Below are 19758 nucleotides of genomic sequence, written 5' to 3'. Positions count from 1 at the left end.
ACGTACGGGTGAATGTGCTGAACTGCGCCGCCTGTGGCACACGGCTGACCGAGCCGCTGCGCCTGCTGCCCGAGGTCCCCGCCCGCCCGGAGTACGACGGCAGCAGGGGCGCCGACGGCGCGCGCCGCGCCCCGGCGACGATGCCGCGCGGCACGTACGCCGTGGACCCGGAGGCGTGCGGGGCGCCGTACGTTCCGCACCCCGACCCGGAGTGGACCGGCATCGCCCACCCGGGCAACGCCTGGATGGGGGACCCCGACGGCCCGGGGTTCCTGATCTCCGCAGGGCCGCGCGACACTCTGGTCGTCCACCCCGAGGACGCCCGCGCGTATCTCGCGCAGAATCCCGCGTTCCTGGAGATCGGCTGCTGCGGGGCGCCCGGCCGCGAGGGGCCCAACGAGGTGTGCGGCGGGTGCGGGGCGGTGGTGGCGACCTTCTTCGCCGACTGCACCGGGCCGTACGAGACGCACTTCCTGCCCGACGCCGTCCAGGTGAGGGCCGTATGAGCACCCCCCGCCGCACCCCCGCCCCGCCGCGCGAACGCATCCTCACCGCCGCCATGGAGATGATCGCCGAGCGGGGCCTGGAGAAGCTCACCATGGCCGCTCTCGGGCGCGAGCTCGGGATGAGCAGCGGCCATCTCCTCTACTACTTCCGCTCCAAGGACGAACTGCTGCTCCAGACCCTGGAGTGGAGCGAGGGACGGCTCGGTGCCGAGCGCGGGCGGCTGCTGGCCCGGGTCGGGCCCGCGCGGGAACGGCTCGATGCGTATGTCGACCTGTACGTCCCCGACGGCCACCGCGACCCCCACTGGACCCTGTGGCTGGAGGTCTGGAACCGCTCGCAGGGCGCTGCCGTCGAATCGGACGCCCGCGAGCGGCAGGCCGCCATCGAGGGCGCCTGGCACCGTGACCTGGTGGCCCTGCTGGCGGAGGGGGTGTCGCGGGGCGAGTTCCGGGCGGTGGATCCGGACCGTTTCGCGGCCCGGCTGCGCGCGCTGCTGGACGGCTTCTCCATCCATGTGGCGATCGGCCTGCGCGGCACCGACCGAGCGCAGATTCTCGGCCACGTAAGGGAGTTCCTGGACGAGGGGCTCCTCGCGGACGTCTGAGCCGACGCCCGGGTTGTACTCAATTCGGGGGATTGCCCTGGGCCTGGTGATGCGCTTGCCTCATGGAGAGCCCTCGGTACGGGGCCGGGGGAACAGTGCCAGCGGGAACATCTGGGGGGATCTTCCATGCGACTCGCACGCCGTACGACCCTGAGCGCGGCCGTCGTGGCCGTGCTCGGCGTGGCCGCCTTACCGGCCCAGGCCGGCCCGCACACCACGCAGCGCACCGAACGGGCCAGTGTGAGCACCCACGGCCGGCAGGCCGACGGCCCCTCGGGCCGCCCGGTGCTCAGCGCCGACGGCCGGTACGTCGCCTTCGTCTCGACCGCCACCGACCTGGTGCCGGGGGACACCAACGGCGTCGCCGACGCCTTCGTCCACGACCTGCGCACCGGTCGCACCGAGCGGGTGGCCGAGGGCCCGGCGACGGACGTGGCGCTCAGCGGCGACGGCCGGCGTGTCGTCGTCGCCACCGCCGCCGCGCTCACCGAGGACGACGCCAACGGCCTCGACGACATCTACCTCGTCGACCGCCGCACCCACCGCACCGAGCGCGTCAGCCACGGCCATCCGGACGTGCCGCCGCGGTACCTGCTCAACTACGCGCCCGCCATCAGCGCGAACGGCCGGGTCGTCGCCTACACCACCTCGGCACCGGACGCCGCGCCCGCCGACACCAACGGACGGGACGACGTGATCGTCCACGACCTGCGCACGGGCAAGGACGAGCTGGTTCAGTACCGCACCGACGGCACGCTCGGCGAAGCCGACTCCCTCGGGGCGGCCCTCAGCGCCGACGGCCGCTACGTGGCCTTCGAGTCGGCCGACCAGCTGGACCCGGCCCACGACTACACCCACGCCCGCAACATCTATGTGCGCGACCGGGTCGAGCGGACGACGGAACAGATCAGCCGGCCCGCCAAGTACGTCTACAAGGAAAGCTCGTTCGAGTCGTCGCTCAGCGCGGACGCCCGGGTGTTCGCCTTCGCCTCCCACGTCCGCTCCCTGGTGCCCGACGACACCAACAGGGTCAGCGACGTCTTCGCCTTCGACCGCGCGTCGCAGACCACCGTGCGCGTCAGCGTCGCGGCCGACGGCACGCAGGGCGACGGCGCGAGTTCCGGGGCGTACCTGAGCGCTGACGGCCGCCGGGTCGCCTTCGTGTCGGCGGCGACGAACCTGGTGCCCGGGGACACCAACGGCGTCGCCGACGTCTTCGTCAAGGACCTGCGGACCGGCGCGATCCAGCGCGTCGCAACGGCCGCCGACGGCACCCAGCCGGACGGCCCGGCGACGGGCGGCACGGCGCTGAGCGGCCACCGGGTCGCCTACGCGTCGGACGCCTCGAACCTCGTACCGGACGACACGAACGGGGTGACGGACGTGTTCGCCCGGCGCCTGCACTGACCGCATCACTGAGCACCGAGGAACCAACACAGGGGGAACCGCTCTTGTACGCCAGCACCCGCACCGCACTCGCCACCGGCATCGTCGCCGCCCTGCTCGCGTTCTCCGCCACCACGGCGTCGGCCGCTGCGACGCCCGCCCCGCACACCGAGCGCCTCGGCACCTCACCCACGGGTGAGCAGGGCAACAGCTACACCTACGGCCCCGAGTTCAGCGGCAACGGCCGCTTCGCCGTCTTCTCGTCGGACGCCTCCAACCTGGTGCCCGGCGACACCAACGGGCTCCGGGACGTCTTCGTGCGCGACCTGCGCAAGGGCACCGTCGAGCGGGTGAACGTCAGCTCCGCAGGCGCCCAGGCCGACGACACGTCCAGCTCGTTCGAGATCAGCCCCGACGGCAGGTACGTCCTGTTCACCTCCCAGGCCCGCAATCTCGTCCATGGGGACACCCCGCCGCCGGCCGACGAATGGGTCGACGACGTCTATCTGCACGACCGCCGCACCGGAAAGACCGAACGGCTCAGCCTAGGGATCGACGGCCGCTCCGTCGACGCGGGCGGCGCCGCCATGTCGGCCGACGCCCGCTGGGTCGCCTTCACCGCCCGGCCCAACCGGATGGAGGCCGACGACCCCAACGGCTACCGGATGCTCTACCTCCTCGACCGCACGACCGGAAAGGTCAAGCGGGTCAGCGAACGTGCCCGCCCCGAATGGACGTCCGTCCTGTACGACGTCAGCGAGGACGGCAGCCGCATCGTCTACGACCAGTTCCAGTACCGCGGCCCGGGCTCGGCCCTGTGGGCGTACGACATCCGCAGCGGCACCCAGCAGCAGTTGAACGTCACCCCCGACGGCACCCCGACCACCGCGATGGCCGTCGACGCCTCGCTCACCGCCGACGGCCGGTACGTCGCCTTCAGCTCCGGCGCCCCGGACCTGGTCCCGGACGACACCAACGGCACCGACCCGGACGTCTTCGTACGTGACCTGGTGACCGGGAAGATTCGGCGGATCTCGCACAACGCGGAGACGGCCTTCGGCACCCAGAGCCCCGAGATCAGCCCCGACGGCCGCTACCTGGCCTACGAGGCGACCCCGCGGAACCGGGAGACGGGCTACTTCGGCGTCCAGAACGTCTATCTGCGTGACCTGCGCACCGGCCAGGTCCGCCTGGTCAGCGAGTCGGTCGGCGGCGGCACCGTGGAGGACGAGGCCGTCACCCTCTACTCCGTGAGCCGCGGCGGCAAGGAGGTCGGTCTGGCCTCCGGCTCCACGCAGCTGATGCCGGACGACACCAACGGGGTCACCGACGGCTTCGTCCGCCACCTGCGCTGACCAGCGCACGGTTCGCATCCTGAGACGGACGGTGAGCGTGGGGGCGACTTGTGCCAGACTGCCCCCGTGCTCTCGTTCGCCATGATTATTGGCAGCAGGCGCGCCGGTCCGCAGTGACCGTCTCGTACGACCAGGTACGGGCGGACACCGTCGTCCTCGACCCGCGCGCAGACCTCTCGCACCCGCGAGGGGTTTTTCGCTTTTCTGGCCCACCCGCAGCCGGAGGCGAGAGCGCGAGGGAGTATGTGGGGGCGGTGGAGCCGGTCATTCCGGTACGACCGAGATCCAATCCTCAGGAGCCTTGAGACCATGACCGAAACCAGCGAACTCGACGATCAGTTCCACGTCTTCGACACCACCCTGCGCGACGGCGCACAGCGGGAGGGCATCAACCTCACCGTCGCGGACAAGCTGGCCATCGCACGGCACCTGGACGACTTCGGCGTGGGCTTCATCGAGGGCGGCTGGCCCGGCGCCAACCCGCGGGACACCGAGTTCTTCGCCCGCGCGCAGGCGGAGATCGAGTTCAGGAACGCCCAGCTGGTCGCCTTCGGCGCGACCCGCAGGGCCGGAGCCAAGGCGAGCGAGGACCCGCAGGTCAAGGCGCTGCTGGAGTCCGGCGCTCCGGTGATCACGCTGGTCGCCAAGTCCCACGACCGCCACGTCGAACTCGCCCTGCGCACCACGCTGGACGAGAACCTGGAGATGGTCCGCGACACGGTGTCGTACCTGACGGCGCAGGGCCGCCGGGTCTTCGTCGACTGCGAGCACTTCTTCGACGGCTACCGCGCCAACCCCGAGTACGCCAAGGCCGTCGTACGGGCCGCCTCGGAGGCGGGCGCGTCCGTCGTCATCCTCTGCGACACCAACGGCGGCATGCTCCCGGCCCAAATCCAGGCGGTCGTGTCGACGGTGTTGGCCGACACCGGCGCCCGCCTCGGTATCCACGCCCAGGACGACACGGGGTGCGCGGTCGCCAACACCCTCGCCGCCGTCGACGCCGGCGCGACGCACGTCCAGTGCACGGCCAACGGCTACGGCGAGCGGGTCGGCAACGCCAACCTGTTCCCGGTGGTCGCCGCGCTGGAGCTGAAGTACGGAAAGAAGGTGCTGCCCGAGGGCAAGCTGCGCGAGATGACGAGGATCTCGCACGCCATCGCCGAGGTCGTCAACCTCACCCCCTCCACCCATCAGCCCTACGTCGGCGTCTCGGCCTTCGCCCACAAGGCCGGCCTGCACGCGTCCGCGATCAAGGTCGACCCGGACCTGTACCAGCACATCGACCCCGAGCAGGTCGGCAACACCATGCGCATGCTGGTCTCCGACATGGCGGGCCGTGCCTCGGTCGAGCTGAAGGGCAAGGAGCTCGGCGTCGACCTCGGCGGCGACCGCGAGCTGGTCGGCCGGGTGGTGGAGCGGGTCAAGGAGCGCGAGCTCAAGGGCTACACGTACGAGGCGGCCGACGCGAGCTTCGAACTCCTCCTGCGCGGCGAGGTCGAGGGCAAGCCCCTCAAGTACTTCGGCGTCGAGTCCTGGCGCGCGATCGTCGAGGACCGTCCCGACGGCAGCCACGCCAACGAGGCCACGGTCAAGCTCTTCGCCAAGGGTGAGCGGATCGTCGCCACGGCGGAGGGCAACGGTCCGGTCAACGCCCTCGACCGTGCGCTGCGTGTCGCCCTGGAGAAGATCTACCCCCAGCTGGCCAAGCTCGACCTCGTCGACTACAAGGTCCGCATCCTGGAGGGCGTCCACGGCACCCAGTCCACGACCCGCGTGCTGATCTCCACGTCGGACGGCGCGGGCGAGTGGTCCACGGTGGGCGTCGCCGAGAACGTCATCGCCGCCTCCTGGCAGGCGCTGGAGGACGCGTACACCTACGGCCTCCTCCGCGCCGGCGTCACCCCCGCCGCGTAACGCCCTCAGCACGAGCCCTCGGCGAGCCCCTCGAACTCGCCGAGGCTCATGGCCCGGTCGTCGGCCCAGACCTGGCCGGGTTCGAGGGCGGTGAGGTCGGCGGCGGTGAAGGTGACGATGCCGGTGTACTCGTAGTTGAACTCGGCTTTCCCGAAGCCGAGTTCGTACGTGTATCCCGGCACCAGCCGTTGCTCTCCCGCCGGACCGACGTGCCAGTCGCCCGGCGGGGAGAAGAGGGGGAACTCGGCGTCGTCGGGCCGCAGCCGACCCGGCGCCCGCCAGCCGGAGCGGTTGCGGGCGGAGTCCGAGTCGGCCTCCCCGGTCGTCGTGCCGCTCAGGGACAGGCCCCGGACCAGGTCGTCCCCGCACGGCCGCAGCACCGCCTCCGCCGTCCCGGCCGCGTCCAGCCGCACCGCGACCAGTGGCAGCACCTCCGCGCCGCACCCGCTCAACAGCAGCGCCCCCGCGACCGCGACCACGACCCCCGCCACTCGCCTCAACACGCTTCCTCCGCCAACTGGTCGAAGGCCGCCCGGCTCATCGACCGCCCGTCCGCCCAGACTTCACCGTGCTCCAACGCGGCCAGGTTCTCGCCCGTGAAGGTGACCTCGCCGACGTAGTCCACGAAGTCCTCGTGCTCGTACGCCGTGAACTCCAGGCCGTAGGTCGCGTTGGAGAGGAGGCGCTGGGGGCCGACGGTGTCCGGGTGCCAGGCGTCGGGTGGGGCGAAGAGAGGGAACGTGGTGTCGCCCAGTGCGGGCACGGCCGCTGCCGACCAGCCGTTGACGGCCTGATGGCCCCGGCGCCCACGACCCCCCTCGCGGTCGTCCGGGTAGGCGCGCAGGCGCACGCCGCCCGACTGGTCGCCGTCGCACGGCCGCACCCGCGCCATCGCCCGGCCGTCCGGGTCCAGCCAGACGCCGACCAGGGACCGATGCGCAGGACCGCATCCACCCAGCAGCAGCCCCCCGACCGTCACACCCACCACCACCAGCCCGGCACGTCGCACGTCCCGCCCCCTCCGTCGGCGTACCGACGACATCACGCCACGGCCGCTGGTACGACCACCGTTCGACACCGGTCCTGTTGCGGTCGTACAACACGCCTGGCCGCAACGAGAGTTGTGGCTGGGTCCCACGGGGCCGAATGGCTGACGCGATGCCTTGACGGCCTTGCGTGCCCCCAGTTAACTCACGCCGTGAGGTAAGTCATGAGTGGATTGATGTGGACGTGGACGACGAGAGCCACGCCGGCCAAGGGGGACGCTCCATGCGAAGAACGGCCCTGCTCACCTCCGCCACCCTGCTGGCGGCCCTGCTGCCGGCGCTGGCCGCACAGGCCGCCGACGATCCCGCCCCGGTCCCCGTCGACCGCTTCGAGGGCGAGGTGCCCTTCGCGAACCCACCGGACGGCGGTCTGTTCACCTGGGGCAGCGACACCGACGACCCGCCGACGCTGCGGCTCGCGGCGCGCTCCGACGCCCCCGAGGGAGACCAGGTCCTCTCCGGCAGCTACGACATCAGCGGCTACGGCGGCTTCACCCACGACTTCGCCTTCGCCGAGCCGGCCCACGACTGGTCCGCCCACAAGGGGATCCGCTTCTGGTGGGAGGGGCAGAACAACGGCAGGAAGATCGCCTTCGAGCTGAAGGACGGCGGCGCCAACGGCGAGGCCTCCGAACTCTGGACGACCTCCTTCACCGATGACTTCAGTGGCTGGAAACAGATCGAGATCCCCTTCACCGACTTCGCCTACCGCACCGACTACCAGCCCGTCGGCGGCATCGACCACGTCCTCGGCCTCACCGAGACCTGGGGGTACGCGCTCACCCTCCCGGTCGGCGCACCCGGGCAGTTCGCCATGGACGGCGTCGAGTTGTACGGCAGGGCCGACCAGTCCCGGCGCGTCTCCGTCCTCACCGACGCGCCTGTGTATCCGGTGAAGGAAGGCGGCACCGCCACCGTCGAGGTGACCCTGGCCACCACCGGCTCCGCACCTGTCGAGGAGCCCGTGACGGTCGCGTACGAGACGCCCGCCGACCCCGGCAAGGACTACGTCCCCGTCTCCGGCACTCTCACCTTCCCCGCCGGTACGGCCTCCGGCACCACGCGGACGATCCAGGTGCGCACCCTCAAGGACAAGGCCGCCGAGAACGCCGAGACCATTCCGCTGAAACTCACCGTCACCGGCGCCAAGGCGCCCGACGAGACGCCGCAGATCGTGATCGACGCCCACGGACTGCCGTATCTGAACGCCAAGTTGCCCATCAAGGCGCGCGTCGCCGATCTCCTCTCGCGGATGTCCCTCGCCGAGAAGGCCGGCCAGATGACCCAGGCCGAGCGCGGAGCCGTCGGAGCGGGTGGCGACATCGCCACGTACGCCCTCGGCTCCCTCCTGTCCGGCGGCGGCTCCACCCCCACGCCCAACACCCCCGAGGCCTGGGCGAAGATGATCGACTCCTTCCAACTCCGGGCCCAGGCGACCAGGTTCCAGATCCCCCTGATCTACGGCGTCGACGCCGTCCACGGCCACAACAACCTGGTCGGCGCCACCGTCATGCCCCACAACATCGGCCTCGGTGCCACCCGCGATCCCCAACTCGCCCAGCGCACCGGAGCGGTGACCGCCGCCGAGGTCCGCGCCACCGGCATTCCCTGGGACTTCGCACCCTGCCTCTGCGTGACCCGCGACGAACGCTGGGGCCGCTCCTACGAGTCCTTCGGCGAGGACCCGGCGCTCGTCGAGTCCATGGAGACGGTCATCCAGGGCCTCCAGGGCGCCGCGAACGGCAAGGACCTGAAGGACGACGACAAGGTCCTCGCCACCGCCAAGCACTTCGTCGGCGACGGCGGCACCGCCTACGGCTCCTCCAGCACCGGCACCTACACCATCGACCAGGGCGTCACCACCGTCACCCGGCAGCAGCTGGAGGCGGTCCACCTCGCCCCGTACCGGACGGCCGTCGACCGCGGCGTGGGCACGGTCATGCCGTCGTACTCCTCCCTGGACGTCATCGGCGACGGACAGGGCCCGGTCAAGATGCACGCCCGCGCCGACATGATCAACGGTGTGCTGAAGGGCCGGATGGGCTTCGACGGCTTCGTCATCAGCGACTGGGACGGCATCAACCAGATCCCCGGCGACTACACGAGCGACATCCGCACCTCGGTGAACGCGGGCGTGGACATGGTGATGGCTCCGTACGCCTACAAGGACTTCCGCACCGGCCTGGTGGCGGAGGCCGAGGCGGGGCGGGTCGGCGAGACCCGCATCGACGACGCCGTGTCCCGCATCCTGACGCAGAAGTTCAAGCTGGGGCTCTTCGAGAAGCCGTACGCCGACACCAGCGGCGCGGCGAAGATCGGTTCCGCGGAACACCGCGCCGTGGCCCGGCAGGCGGCGGCCGAGTCGCAGGTGCTGCTGAAGAACGCGGGCGGTGTGCTGCCTTTGAAGAAGTCCGAGAAGGTGTACGTCGCCGGCTCCAACGCCGATGACATCGGCAACCAGAGCGGCGGCTGGACGGTCACCTGGCAGGGCTCCTCCGGTGACATCGTCCCCGGGACGACGATCCTGGAGGGCCTGCGCGGGGCCGGCGGAGACGTGACGTACTCCAAGGACGCCTCCGCGCCCACGGCCGGCCACGACGTCGGTGTGGTCGTCGTCGGCGAGACCCCCTACGCCGAGGGCGTCGGCGACGTCGGCAACGGCAACGACCTGGAGCTGTCCCCGGCCGACCGGGCCGCCGTCGACAAGGTGTGCGCGGCCATGAAGTGCGCGGTGCTGATCGTCTCCGGCCGCCCGCAGCTCCTCGGCGACCGGCTCGGCGCGATCGACGCCCTGGTGGCGTCCTGGCTGCCCGGCACCGAGGGCGCCGGAGTCGCCGACGTGCTCTACGGCAAGCGCCCCTTCACCGGTCAACTCCCGGTCACCTGGCCGAAGTCGGAGGCCCAGCTCCCGATCAACGTCGGCGATCCGACGTACGACCCGCAGTTCCCGTACGGCTGGGGCCTGACCACCCTGACCAGGCTCCCCGAGGGCGGTGCCACGACCCTGAAGGCGCTCGCCGTCGCGGCGGCGGTGGCCGAGAGGGCCGGCGCGCACGAGACGGGCCGCGCCCTGGTGACCAAGGCGAGGCTGATCGTCCAGCAGCGGCCGGTCACGGCGGCGTCGGCGAAGCCGTTCGCGGAGGCGGACCACCTGCTCCTGACCGGACGGTACGGAAAGGCGGTGGAGAGCCTGCTGGCCGCCTACCGGGCCAGCTGACCTGCATGGATGTCCCGTTTTGGGAGGCTTCGGGTAGCGTCGGAGTATGAAGTCCGCTCCTCGGACCCGAGGCCTCCTCAGACTGGCGGCGGCCTTGGCGCTCGCGGCCCTGACCATGCTGTGGGTGGCCCCCGCGCCGCCGGCGGCCGCCGCCACGAGCGTCTCCACGATCGCCGAGGCGCTCCGCGACAGCCCCGTCTACGTGGACCCGGCGGCGTCGGACCAGCTGTCCACCGCCGACGCCACCACCCTCGCCGACCAGATCGAGAACGCCGACAAACCGCTCTTCATCGCGGTCCTGCCCGCCGGCTACCCCACTCAGAACCTCTTCACCAAGCTGCGCACGGCGACCGGCATCACCGGGCTCTACGCGATCCGCCTGGGCGACGCGTTCGACGCCCGGGCCGACTCCACGGTCCTGCCGCGCTCCGCCGTACGGAACCTCGTCACCACGGTCGCTGGCGAGGACACCCGGTCCCAGCTGAGCGACTTCACCAACAGCGCGCTGACGAACATGGGAGGCTCGGCCCCGGCGAGCTGGAACTCCTCCTCGGACGGCGGCGGCGTCCCGACGGGCGCGCTGATCACTTTGGGTGCGGTGCTGGTGGCCGGCGGAGCGGGTGGCTACGCCCTGGTCCGCCGCAACCGGCGGCGGCACGAGGAGGAGCAGCGGGCGGCGCTGGAGAAGCTGCGGGTGGTGGTCGACGAGGACATCACCGCCTTCGGTGAGGAGCTGGACCGCCTCGACTTCCACCCCGCGGAGCGGGGCGCGGACGACGCGATGCGCGCGGACTACGAGCGCGCGCTGGACGCCTACGAGCAGGCGAAGACCCTGATGGCGGAGGTACGGAGACCGGAAGAGGTACGCGCGGTCACCCAAGCCCTGGAGGAAGGCCGCTTCTCCCTGGCCCAACTGGCGGCCCGCAGAGAGGGCAGGCCCCTGCCGGACCGCCGGGCGCCCTGCTTCTTCGACCCCCGCCACGGTCCGTCCGTCACCGACGCCACCTGGACGCCCCCGTCAGGCGCCCCGCGTGAGGTCCCGGTCTGCGCCGCCGACGCGACCCGTCTGGCCGACGGCCGCGACCCGGTCATGCGCGAGGTCGACACGGACGCGGGCCGCCGCCCCTACTGGGACGCGGGCCCGGCCTACGGCCCCTGGGCAGGCGGCTACTTCGGCGGCGGGATCCTCCCGGGCCTCCTCGTCGGCACGGTCCTCGGCAGCATGATGGCGACTCCGGCCTACGCATCCGACTACGGCACCGGCTACGGCGACTTCGGTGGCCCCGGAGGCTACGAGGGCGGCGACGTCTCAGGCGCGAACTTCGACTCGGACGACTTCGGTGGGGGCTTCGGCGGAGGAGACGGCGGCGACTTCGGCGGGGGAGGGGACTTCGGGGGCGGGTTCTGAGACCCAGCCCGTCGGGCGTTTGAGGCCAAGGCCCTTGCGCTGCCGAATCGGGGATCCGGGGCGGCAGCCCCCAGTGACGGGACAGGTAGGGGCGGCGGGGGGCGAGAAAAGACCCTGCGGGCCCGGCAGCCGACATGCCGGGCCCGCAGGAGGCCGTACGAGACGCGAACGCTGTCGGACTCAGAGCGTCGACGCGGCCGACGCTATCGCCGAGGCGAACGTGGACACCTCGGTGTACACACCGGGCGCGTTCGGGCGAGCGCACCCCTCACCCCAACTGACGATCCCGACCTGGATCCAGGCCCCGGCGCTGTCCTTCCGGAACATCGGCCCCCCGGAGTCACCCTGACAGGTGTCGACCCCGCCCGAGGCGAACCCGGCGCAGATCTCCTCGCTCGCGACCAGCCCACCGTACGACCCGCCGTACGCCCTGCACGTGGCGTCACTGACGAACGGCACCGTGGCCTTCAGGAGATACCGCTGCTGCGCCCCGCCCTCACGCGCCGCACCCCACCCGGCGACGGTGAAGTCCCCGGTGTTGTACTGCGCGTTGGTGGCGATCTTCAGCGTCGGCAGACTGATCGGCTGGGCCAGTTTGATGAGCGCCCAGTCCTTGCCGGTGCCGTTGTACCCGGGCGCCTGGAGGACCTTGGTGGAACGGACCTGGACCCGCCCGCTGGTGGACTGGAGGTCCACGACCCCGGCGGTCGCGGTGATGCTCGTGTTGTTCCCGGACCCGCTCACACAGTGGGCCGCGGTGAGCACGATCTGCTGGGTGTAGAGCGCCCCGCCACAGCCCATGGAGAGCCGGACCATGAACGGGAACTCGCCCTGCGCGGCACGGGTCCCGCCGACGACGGGCGCGGGAGCCGCCTGCGCGGCCGAGACGGGCTGGAGACTGGCGATCGCGAGGGCGGCGGCGCCGAGGACCGCACCTCTCTTGAGGGCCGTGAGGAGTCTCTTCAACGTGATGCCTTCCGTGGGGGGTGGAAGTGCTCGGATCACAGAGACAGCAAAGAAGTGCTCATCGGATGGCATGAGCAAGTCAAATCTGTCGGTGGATTATGAGAACGCTGTGAGACCTCAGGCAAGGGGTGTGATTCGGCCACGATCGCCTGTGGTGTCGGCTTCCGGCCCGGCCGTCGCCTCCGCCAGCCGCCGGAGCACAGGCCGCACGACACGCCGGTCCGTCTTCATCTGCCGCCCCATGAGAGTGAGCGTCCAGAAACGGGTGTAGTCGCAGCGTGTGAACGTCGGCTGCCAGGCGGCGTCGAAGTGAATGAGCCCCTGAAGTCCCGTTCCGCGGACGAGGGATTGAGGATTGTGCAGCGGCGGATAAGCCGGGAAGACGGGCGTCCGCAACGGCGCCGAACCCTCGCCGGCCATCTCCCGTGACCGCTCCTCGAAGGCCGCGGGGACGGCCGTGCGGAACTCCTCGTACTCCACCTCGTCCGAGAAGACGAGCAGCAGCAGCCGTTGCGGCGGCAACAGCCGCATGCACTCGGTGAGTTCCCACAGCGTGCCGGGGCTCGAACCGGTCACGAGCGCCACGATCCGGGCCCGCCCGATCAGTCCGCTGACCGGCGCCTGCCACTCGGCCAACGGCAGATAGAAGCGGTCGGCACCGGGCAACGGCAGCCGCTCGCCCGGCCTCCCGACGGCGACGACCCGCCCGAACCGGCGCCGCAGTCCGCGCGCCAGCGCCTCCTCGAAGGTCCGCCCGCTGGTGTGGGTGACCCGCTCGCGGAGACTCGCCCGGGGCGCCTGCATCACCTTGTTCAGGTCGTGGTCCACGTCGAAGGGGCGCAGATACAGGGTGAACTTCCGGTCCGGCAACTCCTCCGGCCGCTCCAGCACCCGGGCCGTGTGCCGACGCCCGTGCCGGGCGAGCCGTGACCCCGCGACGACCGCCGCCATTCCCCCGGCGATCATCAGCAGTCCCGTCCAGATCGCGTTCCCGGGATGGCCGTAGTCGTAGACCGAGGGAGCGCGCAGATGCCCGGCCCCGCCCATCGCCGCGAAGAACCCGGCGACGCGTAAGAAACACCCCGTACCGCGGGCCCCGCAGCCCACGGCGCCGATCTGACGTTGCTCGCGGACACCGGTGTCCGCCACTTCACGCTCCATGATTCCGGGAAGTTAGCGAGCCACGCCCGGCGCGAGGGCCGTAATCGACGGATCCTCACATGTGCGGAGCCGGTGCACGCCGCCCGGGGCCCGTCGACGACCGAGGAGGGCCGGCACGGACGCGATGTCCCAGCGGACCTCCGCGCCGACGAAATGTTCGACCCGGTCCCGCGCAGGGATCAACGACGCCGTACGTCGACTACTGCAACCGTCGCACTCTGTAACGTATTTGTCCCGCGCCGTCCGGGGTCCGCTCCCCTTCCCTCCGCCGAGTCGGAATGCTGGACGGCCACTGGCAGCGACGGGGGACGCGATGACCTGGTGGCAGTTCGGCGTGCTGGGCGCCGGGGGAGGCCTGAGCGTCGAGCTCCTGGCCGTCTTCCGGGGCTGCGCGCAATGGCAGGCCGCGCGCCGCACCACCACGGGCCGCCGCCGCGCGAAGCCACCGCCGCTGCGGCAGTACCTGGATCTGGCCGCGCACGCCTGCCTGGCCGTCCTCCGTGCCGCCATCGGCGCGACGACGGCCCTTCTCTTCGGAGCGAGCGGCCAGATCAGCGGGGCGTACGCGGCGGTGGCCCTCGGCGTCTGCGCACCGGCGGTCCTGGCCACGCTGGGGGCGGTCCCCCAGGTGGCGAGCCTGGTCGCGGGCACCCCGGCGCAGGCCGAGAGCCCCCTGGAGACGGCCGGCCCCGGGAGCGGTCAGTGAGGGCGCCGCTGTGGCGACGGGTGCTGACGATGTTCCTCGGGGTGCCGGTGGGTGGGGTTCAGGAGGCGCCGCCGGAACCGCGGTTCGGGGAGTTCCCGCTGCGCCGACGGGTGGTGGCGGGGCTGTTGGGGGTCCGGCTGCGGTCCGCGGGTGCGCGGGTGCCGTTCAAGGCGGCCGAGGTGGCCGATGTGCACGAGCCGTACGGGGTGGCCGAGTTGCCCGCGTTGGTTCTGTCCGCCGGCTCTGAACGCACCCGTCGGGGCGGCGGGTTCGTGCGGGCGGTACTGGCGGGTGCCGTGGGCGTCGCCGCGGTCGGCGGGGTGGCGCTGGGGCTGACGCAATGGCGTCCCGGTGACGCGGAGTTGACCGGCCCGGGAGCGGTGGTGGAGGTCAACACACCGCTCGCCGTCGGTGACTGCGTCGTCGCGGCGTGGCCGGGGGGTGTTCGCTTCGACGGGGTGCCAAAGGTGATGGAGGAGTTCACCTGCACCACGTACCCCGACGGCCAGGTGCTCGCGGTGGTCCCTGCGGCGAGTGCTGCCGAGGCGCGCCGGGAGGGGCCCGCGAAATGCGAACAGCGCACCGGGAAGGTTCGTGCGAAGCTCCCCGACGCCCGCAGCTTCGCCGTGGTCCCGACGCGAGCCACGTTCCAGGGCGCGGGCCGCGTCACGGCGTGCCTGGTGCTGGGCGCGCACGGCCATATGTACGGGCCGCTCGACGGCTACCGGAAGCCCGGGTACACCTTCTCCGACACGGCCAACATGCAGAAGGGAGACTGCATCGACGTGGTCTCGAACCGGAGTGCCCGCCTGGTCTCCTGCGCCCAGCCGCACGCCGAGGAAGTCCTCGGATTCGCCCGGTTCGGCGCCGACATCACGTTTGACCAGGTCAAGGGGAATCCGAGCCGCTACTGCGAGATCGCCGTGCCGCCGGCCGAGCACGGCTACGCCCCCTCGGCCTACACGGCAGGCTCCTGGGTGAGCGAGTTCTCCTGGGAATCCGGAGCGCACTACGTCGTCTGCACCGTCCGCAGGACCGACGGCGCCACCATGGAACCGACGACGCGCCGGTGAGCCCGGATCCGCTCACCGGCGCCTTCGCCGAAGGCTCACGCGTTCTTGATCGCCGAGATGTCGAAGTTCAGCTTGATCTTGTCGGAGACCAGCACCCCGCCCGTCTCCAGCGCGGCGTTCCACGTCAGGCCCCACTCGGAGCGCAGGATCTCCGCCTTGCCCTCGAAGCCGACGCGCTCGTTGCCGAACGGGTCCTTCGCGGCGCCGTTGAACTCCAGGTCGATGCTGACCGGCCTGGTGGTGCCGAGGATGGTCAGGTCACCGGTGATGCGGTAGTCCTCGCCGCCCAGGGACTCCGCCTTGGTGGAGCGGAAGGTCATGGTCGGGAACTCCTCGATCTTGAAGAAGTCCGCGCTCTTGAGGTGACCGTCGCGGTCGGCGGAGCCGGTGTCGATGCTGTCCATCTTGACGTCGATGGAGGCCGACGACGCGGACGGGTCGCCGCCGTCCAGGTGCAGCGAGCCGCTGAAGTCGAGGAACTTCCCCTTGACGTTGGTGACCATGGCGTGACGAACGGTGAAGCCGATCGTGGAGTGCGCCGTGTCGATCGTGTAGTCACCGGTCAGGGCGGTCAGGTCGGTGTTCGCCATGGTGTGCTCCTTCGGAGCGAGTAAGTTGAACGTTGAACTACTCAACACGGACGACGGTAGACCTATTCCATTCAAGTTTCAACATCATCCGCAATGTGTTGGCGTGAATACGCTGAGGTGGTAGATGCCCAAGGCATGAACCCACGTCACGGCGCTTCCATGAGACTCACCCGCAGGGCCCTGTTACTCGCGGCGACCCTCGTCGCCACCAGCACCTCGGTGAGCCGTGCCGCCGACCCCGACCCCTACGCCGACCTCCGCCACCGCTGGCTCGCCCTCTCCCTGGGCGAGGGCTACGACCCCGCCGCCGAACCGTACGCCTCCCGCCTCGCCGAGACCGGCGAACTGGCCCGCGCCTTCCGAACGGCCATGGCCCCCGCCCCCACCTCCCTGTGGCCCGACCGCCCCTACGACCCGCCCTCCGGCATCACCCAGAGCTACAGCCGCCTGTGGACCATGGCCCAGGCCTACGTCCAGCCCGGCACCGGCGCCACCGGCGACGACACCCTGCTCGCGGACGTCCTGCGCGGGCTCGACCACCTCTCCGCCACGGTCTACAACCCCTCCACCACCCGTTACGGCAACTGGTGGGAATGGCAGATCGGCAGCCCCCGCCTGCTCATGGACCTGGTGGCCGCCCTCCACGACCACCTCACGGACACCCGGAGACAGGCAGCCTGCGCGGCCGTCGACCATTTCATCCCCGACGCGATGCTCACCGACTACTCCGGCACCTCCACCGGCGCCAACCGCGTCGACCTGTGCCGCTCCGTCGCCCTGCGCGGCATCCTCGGCCGCGCACCCGACCGCATCGCCCTCGCCCGCGACGCACTCTCACCGGTCTTCCCGTACGTCACCCAGGGCGACGGCCTCTACCCCGACGGCTCGTTCGTGCAGCACACCTGGGTCGCCTACTCCGGCACTTACGGGCAGGTCCTGCTGGACGGCCTCGGCCGCCTCTTCGCCCTCCTCGCCGGCTCCGCGTGGGAGGTCACCGACCCCGCCCGGCAGATCGTCCTCGACAGCGTCGAGCACGCCTACGCGCCCCTGATCCACGACGGATTGATGATGGACAGCGTCAACGGCCGTGCCATCAGCCGGGGTTACCTCAAGAGCGACGACCGGCACGTCCTGCGCAGCGACCACTTCCACGGCCAGGGCGTCATCGCCGCCATCGCCCTCCTCGCGGCCGGCGCCAGCCCCGCGGAGCGTCAGCGCTGGCACGGCCGTATCAAGGACTGGATCGAACGGGACACCGTCGCACCGATCTTGACGGCACGTCAGTTCGGGGTCGCCGACCTGGCCCGGCTCCGGGCGGTGGCCGAATCACCGATCCCCGCCACTCCCGCCCCCCTCGGCCACCACCTCTTCGCCGCCATGGACCGGGCCGTCCACCGCCGCCCCCGCTTCGTCGCCAACATCGCCATGGCCGGCGACCGCATCGCGTCCTACGAGTGCGGCAACGGCGAGAACCCGCGAGGCTGGCACACCGGCGCCGGCATGCTCTCCTGGTGGGCCGGGGGAAACGGTGATCAGTACACAGACTGGTACTGGCCGACCGTCGACTGGTACCGCCTCCCCGGTACGACCGTCTCCACCCGCCGCCTCCCCGACAAGGCCGGCGGCGAGTGGGGCGAGCCCAAGCCCGACGTGCGATGGGTCGGGGGCGTGACCGACGGCGAGTACGCGGCGATCGGCCAGCACCTCAAGGGCCTCGGCTCCACCCTCCAGGCCCGCAAGTCATGGTTCTGCGCCGACGACGCGGTGATCTGCCTGGGCGCCGGCATCACCTGCGCCGACGGCGTCCCGGTCGAGACGGTCGTCGACAACCGCAACCTGGGGGAGAACGGCGCCCAGGTCTTCGTACGCGGCCACGGCTGGGCCCACCTCGAAGGTCATGGCGGCTACGTGGTGCCTTACGGCGAACTCCGCGCCCTGCGCGAGGACCGCACCGGCGCCTGGTCCGACATCAACACCACCAGTACGACGGAACGGGCCACCCGCCGCTGGCAGACCCTCTGGCTCGACCACGGCACCGACCCGGTCGACGCCTCCTACGTCTATGTCCTGCTGCCCGGTGCCACCCGCCACGAGATGGCCGCCCGGGCCGCCGACCGCCACCGGATGTCGGTCCTCGTCAACGACGCCACCCGGCAGGGGGTCAGGATCCCCTCCCTCGGCCTGACGGCCGTCAACTTCTGGCAGGCCGGGACGGCGGGGCCGCTCACCGCCTCCGCGGGCGCGAGCGTGCTGGTCCGGCGCCGGGGCCGCGCCGCTACCCTCTGCGTGAGCGAGCCGCCGCGCACGGGCGAGCCCCTGGAGATCACCTGGGACCACCCGGTACGCGCCGTCCTGAGGGCCGACGACTCGGTCGAGATCCTCGCCAGGGGCCGCCGTCTGCGCCTCCTTGTCACTCCAGGGAGGGCATGCGCCACGCATGAATGTGAGGTGGCTCTCGCCTGACGGCTTTGTTCGACCCCTACAACCGGGATGCCCCCTGAGCAGTCGGAACGGCTGCATGCCGCTCAGGTTCTGTTCAGGGCTACCAGGAAAACGGGCCGGAGACTGTACGGAGTCGACGGCCCGCTTTCCTTGCGAGGCTTCGTAAGGTCACTACATGACCGTTTTGGATGACGCGCCGAGTGAGCCGACGGACGCCCGTGGGCGAGTGGCCGAGCTGCACGAGATCCGTGCCCAGGCACTGGCCGGACCGAGTGAGAAGGCGACCGAGGCGCAGCACGCCAAGGGCAAGCTGACCGCACGGGAGCGCATCGAGCTGCTGCTGGACGCGGGTTCCTTCCAGGAGGTCGAGCAGCTGCGCCGGCACCGCGCGGTCGGCTTCGGTCTGGAGGCCAAGAAGCCGTTCACCGACGGTGTCATCACCGGGTGGGGGACGGTGGAGGGCCGCACGGTCTTCGTCTACGCGCACGACTTCCGGATCTTCGGCGGTGCGTTGGGCGAGGCCCACGCCACCAAGATCCACAAGATCATGGACATGGCCATCGCGGCCGGTGCGCCGCTGGTCTCGCTGAACGACGGCGCGGGTGCCCGTATCCAGGAGGGCGTCTCCGCGCTCGCCGGGTACGGCGGCATCTTCCAGCGCAACACCAAGGCGTCCGGGGTGATCCCGCAGATCTCCGTGATGCTGGGCCCGTGCGCGGGCGGCGCGGCCTACAGCCCGGCGCTGACGGACTTCGTGTTCATGGTCCGTGAGACGTCCCAGATGTTCATCACGGGCCCGGACGTGGTCAAGGCGGTGACGGGCGAGGAGATCACCCAGAACGGCCTGGGCGGCGCGGACGTGCACGCCGAGACGTCCGGTGTCTGCCACTTCGCGTACGACGACGAGGAGACCTGCATCGCGGAGGTGCGCTACCTCCTGTCGCTGCTGCCCCAGAACAACCGCGAGAACCCGCCGCGCGTGGAGTCCACGGACGCGCCGGACCGCCGCGGCGACGTCCTGCTGGACCTGGTGCCGGCCGACGGCAACCGGCCGTACGACATGGCCAAGGTCATCGAGGAGATCGTCGACGACGGCGACTACCTCGAAGTCCACGAGCGCTGGGCCCGCAACATCATCTGCGCCCTGGCGCGGCTGGACGGCCAGGTCGTCGGCATCGTGGCGAACCAGCCGCAGTCCCTCGCGGGTGTCCTGGACATCGAGGCTTCAGAAAAAGCTGCGCGCTTTGTCCAGATGTGTGACGCTTTTAACATCCCGATCGTCACCTTCCTGGACGTCCCCGGGTTCCTGCCGGGTGTCGACCAGGAGCACGGCGGCATCATCCGCCACGGCGCGAAGCTCCTCTACGCCTACTGCAACGCGAC

General features: G+C 71.1%; 16 protein-coding genes. 11 read left to right on the top strand and 5 right to left on the bottom strand.

Going from position 1 to position 19758, the window contains the following annotated elements:
* Window positions 1-8 precede the first annotated feature (8 nt).
* From ACIHIX_RS45100 to cimA, 5 genes are all read left to right on the top strand, one after another.
* Entirely contained in the window at window positions 9-506 is a 498-nt protein-coding gene (locus ACIHIX_RS45100; protein WP_399966490.1) for a hypothetical protein, read from the top strand.
* A complete protein-coding gene (locus ACIHIX_RS45095) occupies window positions 503-1111 on the top strand; it encodes a TetR/AcrR family transcriptional regulator (RefSeq protein ID WP_399966489.1) in 609 nt (202 codons plus the stop codon). The genes ACIHIX_RS45100 and ACIHIX_RS45095 overlap by 4 nt, the downstream gene beginning before the upstream one ends.
* 126 nt (window positions 1112-1237) lie before the next feature.
* Complete coding sequence (locus ACIHIX_RS45090; RefSeq protein WP_399966488.1) at window positions 1238-2518, top strand: TolB family protein; 1281 nt, start codon at window positions 1238-1240, stop codon at window positions 2516-2518.
* A gap of 44 nt (window positions 2519-2562) precedes the next feature.
* Entirely contained in the window at window positions 2563-3852 is a 1290-nt protein-coding gene (locus tag ACIHIX_RS45085; protein ID WP_399966487.1) for a TolB family protein, read from the top strand.
* Between the two features lie 309 nt (window positions 3853-4161).
* Window positions 4162-5766 carry a citramalate synthase gene (gene cimA / locus ACIHIX_RS45080; protein WP_399966486.1) on the top strand — a complete coding sequence of 535 codons (1605 nt, stop codon included), beginning with the start codon at window positions 4162-4164 and terminating at the stop codon, window positions 5764-5766.
* 5 nt (window positions 5767-5771) lie between these two features.
* On the opposite strand, the gene ACIHIX_RS45075 is transcribed toward cimA, so the two are convergent.
* Both ACIHIX_RS45075 and ACIHIX_RS45070 read right to left on the bottom strand, forming a co-directional pair.
* The gene (locus tag ACIHIX_RS45075; RefSeq protein WP_399966485.1) at window positions 5772-6269 is read right to left on the bottom strand and encodes a hypothetical protein; all 498 of its coding nucleotides are present in this window, start codon (window positions 6267-6269) and stop codon (window positions 5772-5774) included.
* Window positions 6263-6775 carry a hypothetical protein gene (locus tag ACIHIX_RS45070; RefSeq protein WP_399966483.1) on the bottom strand — a complete coding sequence of 171 codons (513 nt, stop codon included), beginning with the start codon at window positions 6773-6775 and terminating at the stop codon, window positions 6263-6265. Before ACIHIX_RS45070 ends, ACIHIX_RS45075 begins: the two co-directional genes overlap by 7 nt.
* Window positions 6776-7035: 260 nt before the next feature.
* On the opposite strand from ACIHIX_RS45070, the gene ACIHIX_RS45065 reads away from it, so the two are divergent.
* Together ACIHIX_RS45065 and ACIHIX_RS45060 are read left to right on the top strand one after the other, a co-directional pair.
* Window positions 7036-10029, top strand: coding sequence for a glycoside hydrolase family 3 N-terminal domain-containing protein (locus ACIHIX_RS45065; RefSeq protein WP_399966481.1), 2994 nt, complete (start codon window positions 7036-7038; stop codon window positions 10027-10029).
* A gap of 46 nt (window positions 10030-10075) precedes the next feature.
* Window positions 10076-11437 (top strand): hypothetical protein, encoded by a 1362-nt coding sequence (locus ACIHIX_RS45060; protein ID WP_399966479.1) that lies wholly within the window; start codon window positions 10076-10078, stop codon window positions 11435-11437.
* Between the two features lie 180 nt (window positions 11438-11617).
* On the opposite strand, the gene ACIHIX_RS45055 is transcribed toward ACIHIX_RS45060, so the two are convergent.
* Together ACIHIX_RS45055 and ACIHIX_RS45050 are read right to left on the bottom strand one after the other, a co-directional pair.
* Window positions 11618-12403 (bottom strand): serine protease, encoded by a 786-nt coding sequence (locus tag ACIHIX_RS45055; protein WP_399966477.1) that lies wholly within the window; start codon window positions 12401-12403, stop codon window positions 11618-11620.
* A 117-nt stretch (window positions 12404-12520) separates the two neighbouring features.
* The gene (locus ACIHIX_RS45050; protein ID WP_399966475.1) at window positions 12521-13564 is read right to left on the bottom strand and encodes a hypothetical protein; all 1044 of its coding nucleotides are present in this window, start codon (window positions 13562-13564) and stop codon (window positions 12521-12523) included.
* Between the two features lie 313 nt (window positions 13565-13877).
* Here ACIHIX_RS45050 and ACIHIX_RS45045 point away from each other — a divergent pair, with 313 nt between their 5' ends.
* Window positions 13878-14270, top strand: a complete 393-nt coding sequence (locus tag ACIHIX_RS45045; protein ID WP_399966473.1) for a hypothetical protein — start codon at window positions 13878-13880, stop codon at window positions 14268-14270.
* Window positions 14267-15343: a septum formation family protein gene (locus ACIHIX_RS45040; RefSeq protein WP_399966471.1), complete on the top strand. Its 1077-nt coding sequence runs from the start codon at window positions 14267-14269 to the stop codon at window positions 15341-15343. Before ACIHIX_RS45045 ends, ACIHIX_RS45040 begins: the two co-directional genes overlap by 4 nt.
* Before the next feature lie 35 nt (window positions 15344-15378).
* Here ACIHIX_RS45040 and ACIHIX_RS45035 read toward each other — a convergent pair whose 3' ends face one another.
* Window positions 15379-15933, bottom strand: coding sequence for a YceI family protein (locus ACIHIX_RS45035; protein ID WP_399966469.1), 555 nt, complete (start codon window positions 15931-15933; stop codon window positions 15379-15381).
* 159 nt (window positions 15934-16092) lie between these two features.
* Between ACIHIX_RS45035 and ACIHIX_RS45030 the strand changes: the two genes are divergently transcribed.
* Window positions 16093-18396 carry a polysaccharide lyase 8 family protein gene (locus ACIHIX_RS45030; protein WP_399966468.1) on the top strand — a complete coding sequence of 768 codons (2304 nt, stop codon included), beginning with the start codon at window positions 16093-16095 and terminating at the stop codon, window positions 18394-18396.
* Between the two features lie 154 nt (window positions 18397-18550).
* The coding region (locus ACIHIX_RS45025; protein WP_399966466.1) for an acyl-CoA carboxylase subunit beta at window positions 18551-19758 on the top strand (1208 nt) is incomplete at its 3' end.

Source organism: Streptomyces sp. NPDC051913, from assembly GCF_044593635.1.
In the GTDB taxonomy this organism is placed as follows: domain Bacteria; phylum Actinomycetota; class Actinomycetes; order Streptomycetales; family Streptomycetaceae; genus Streptomyces.
The sequence above is the reverse complement of the archived record's forward strand: the minus strand, read 5'-3'. Positions and strand labels throughout refer to the sequence as shown.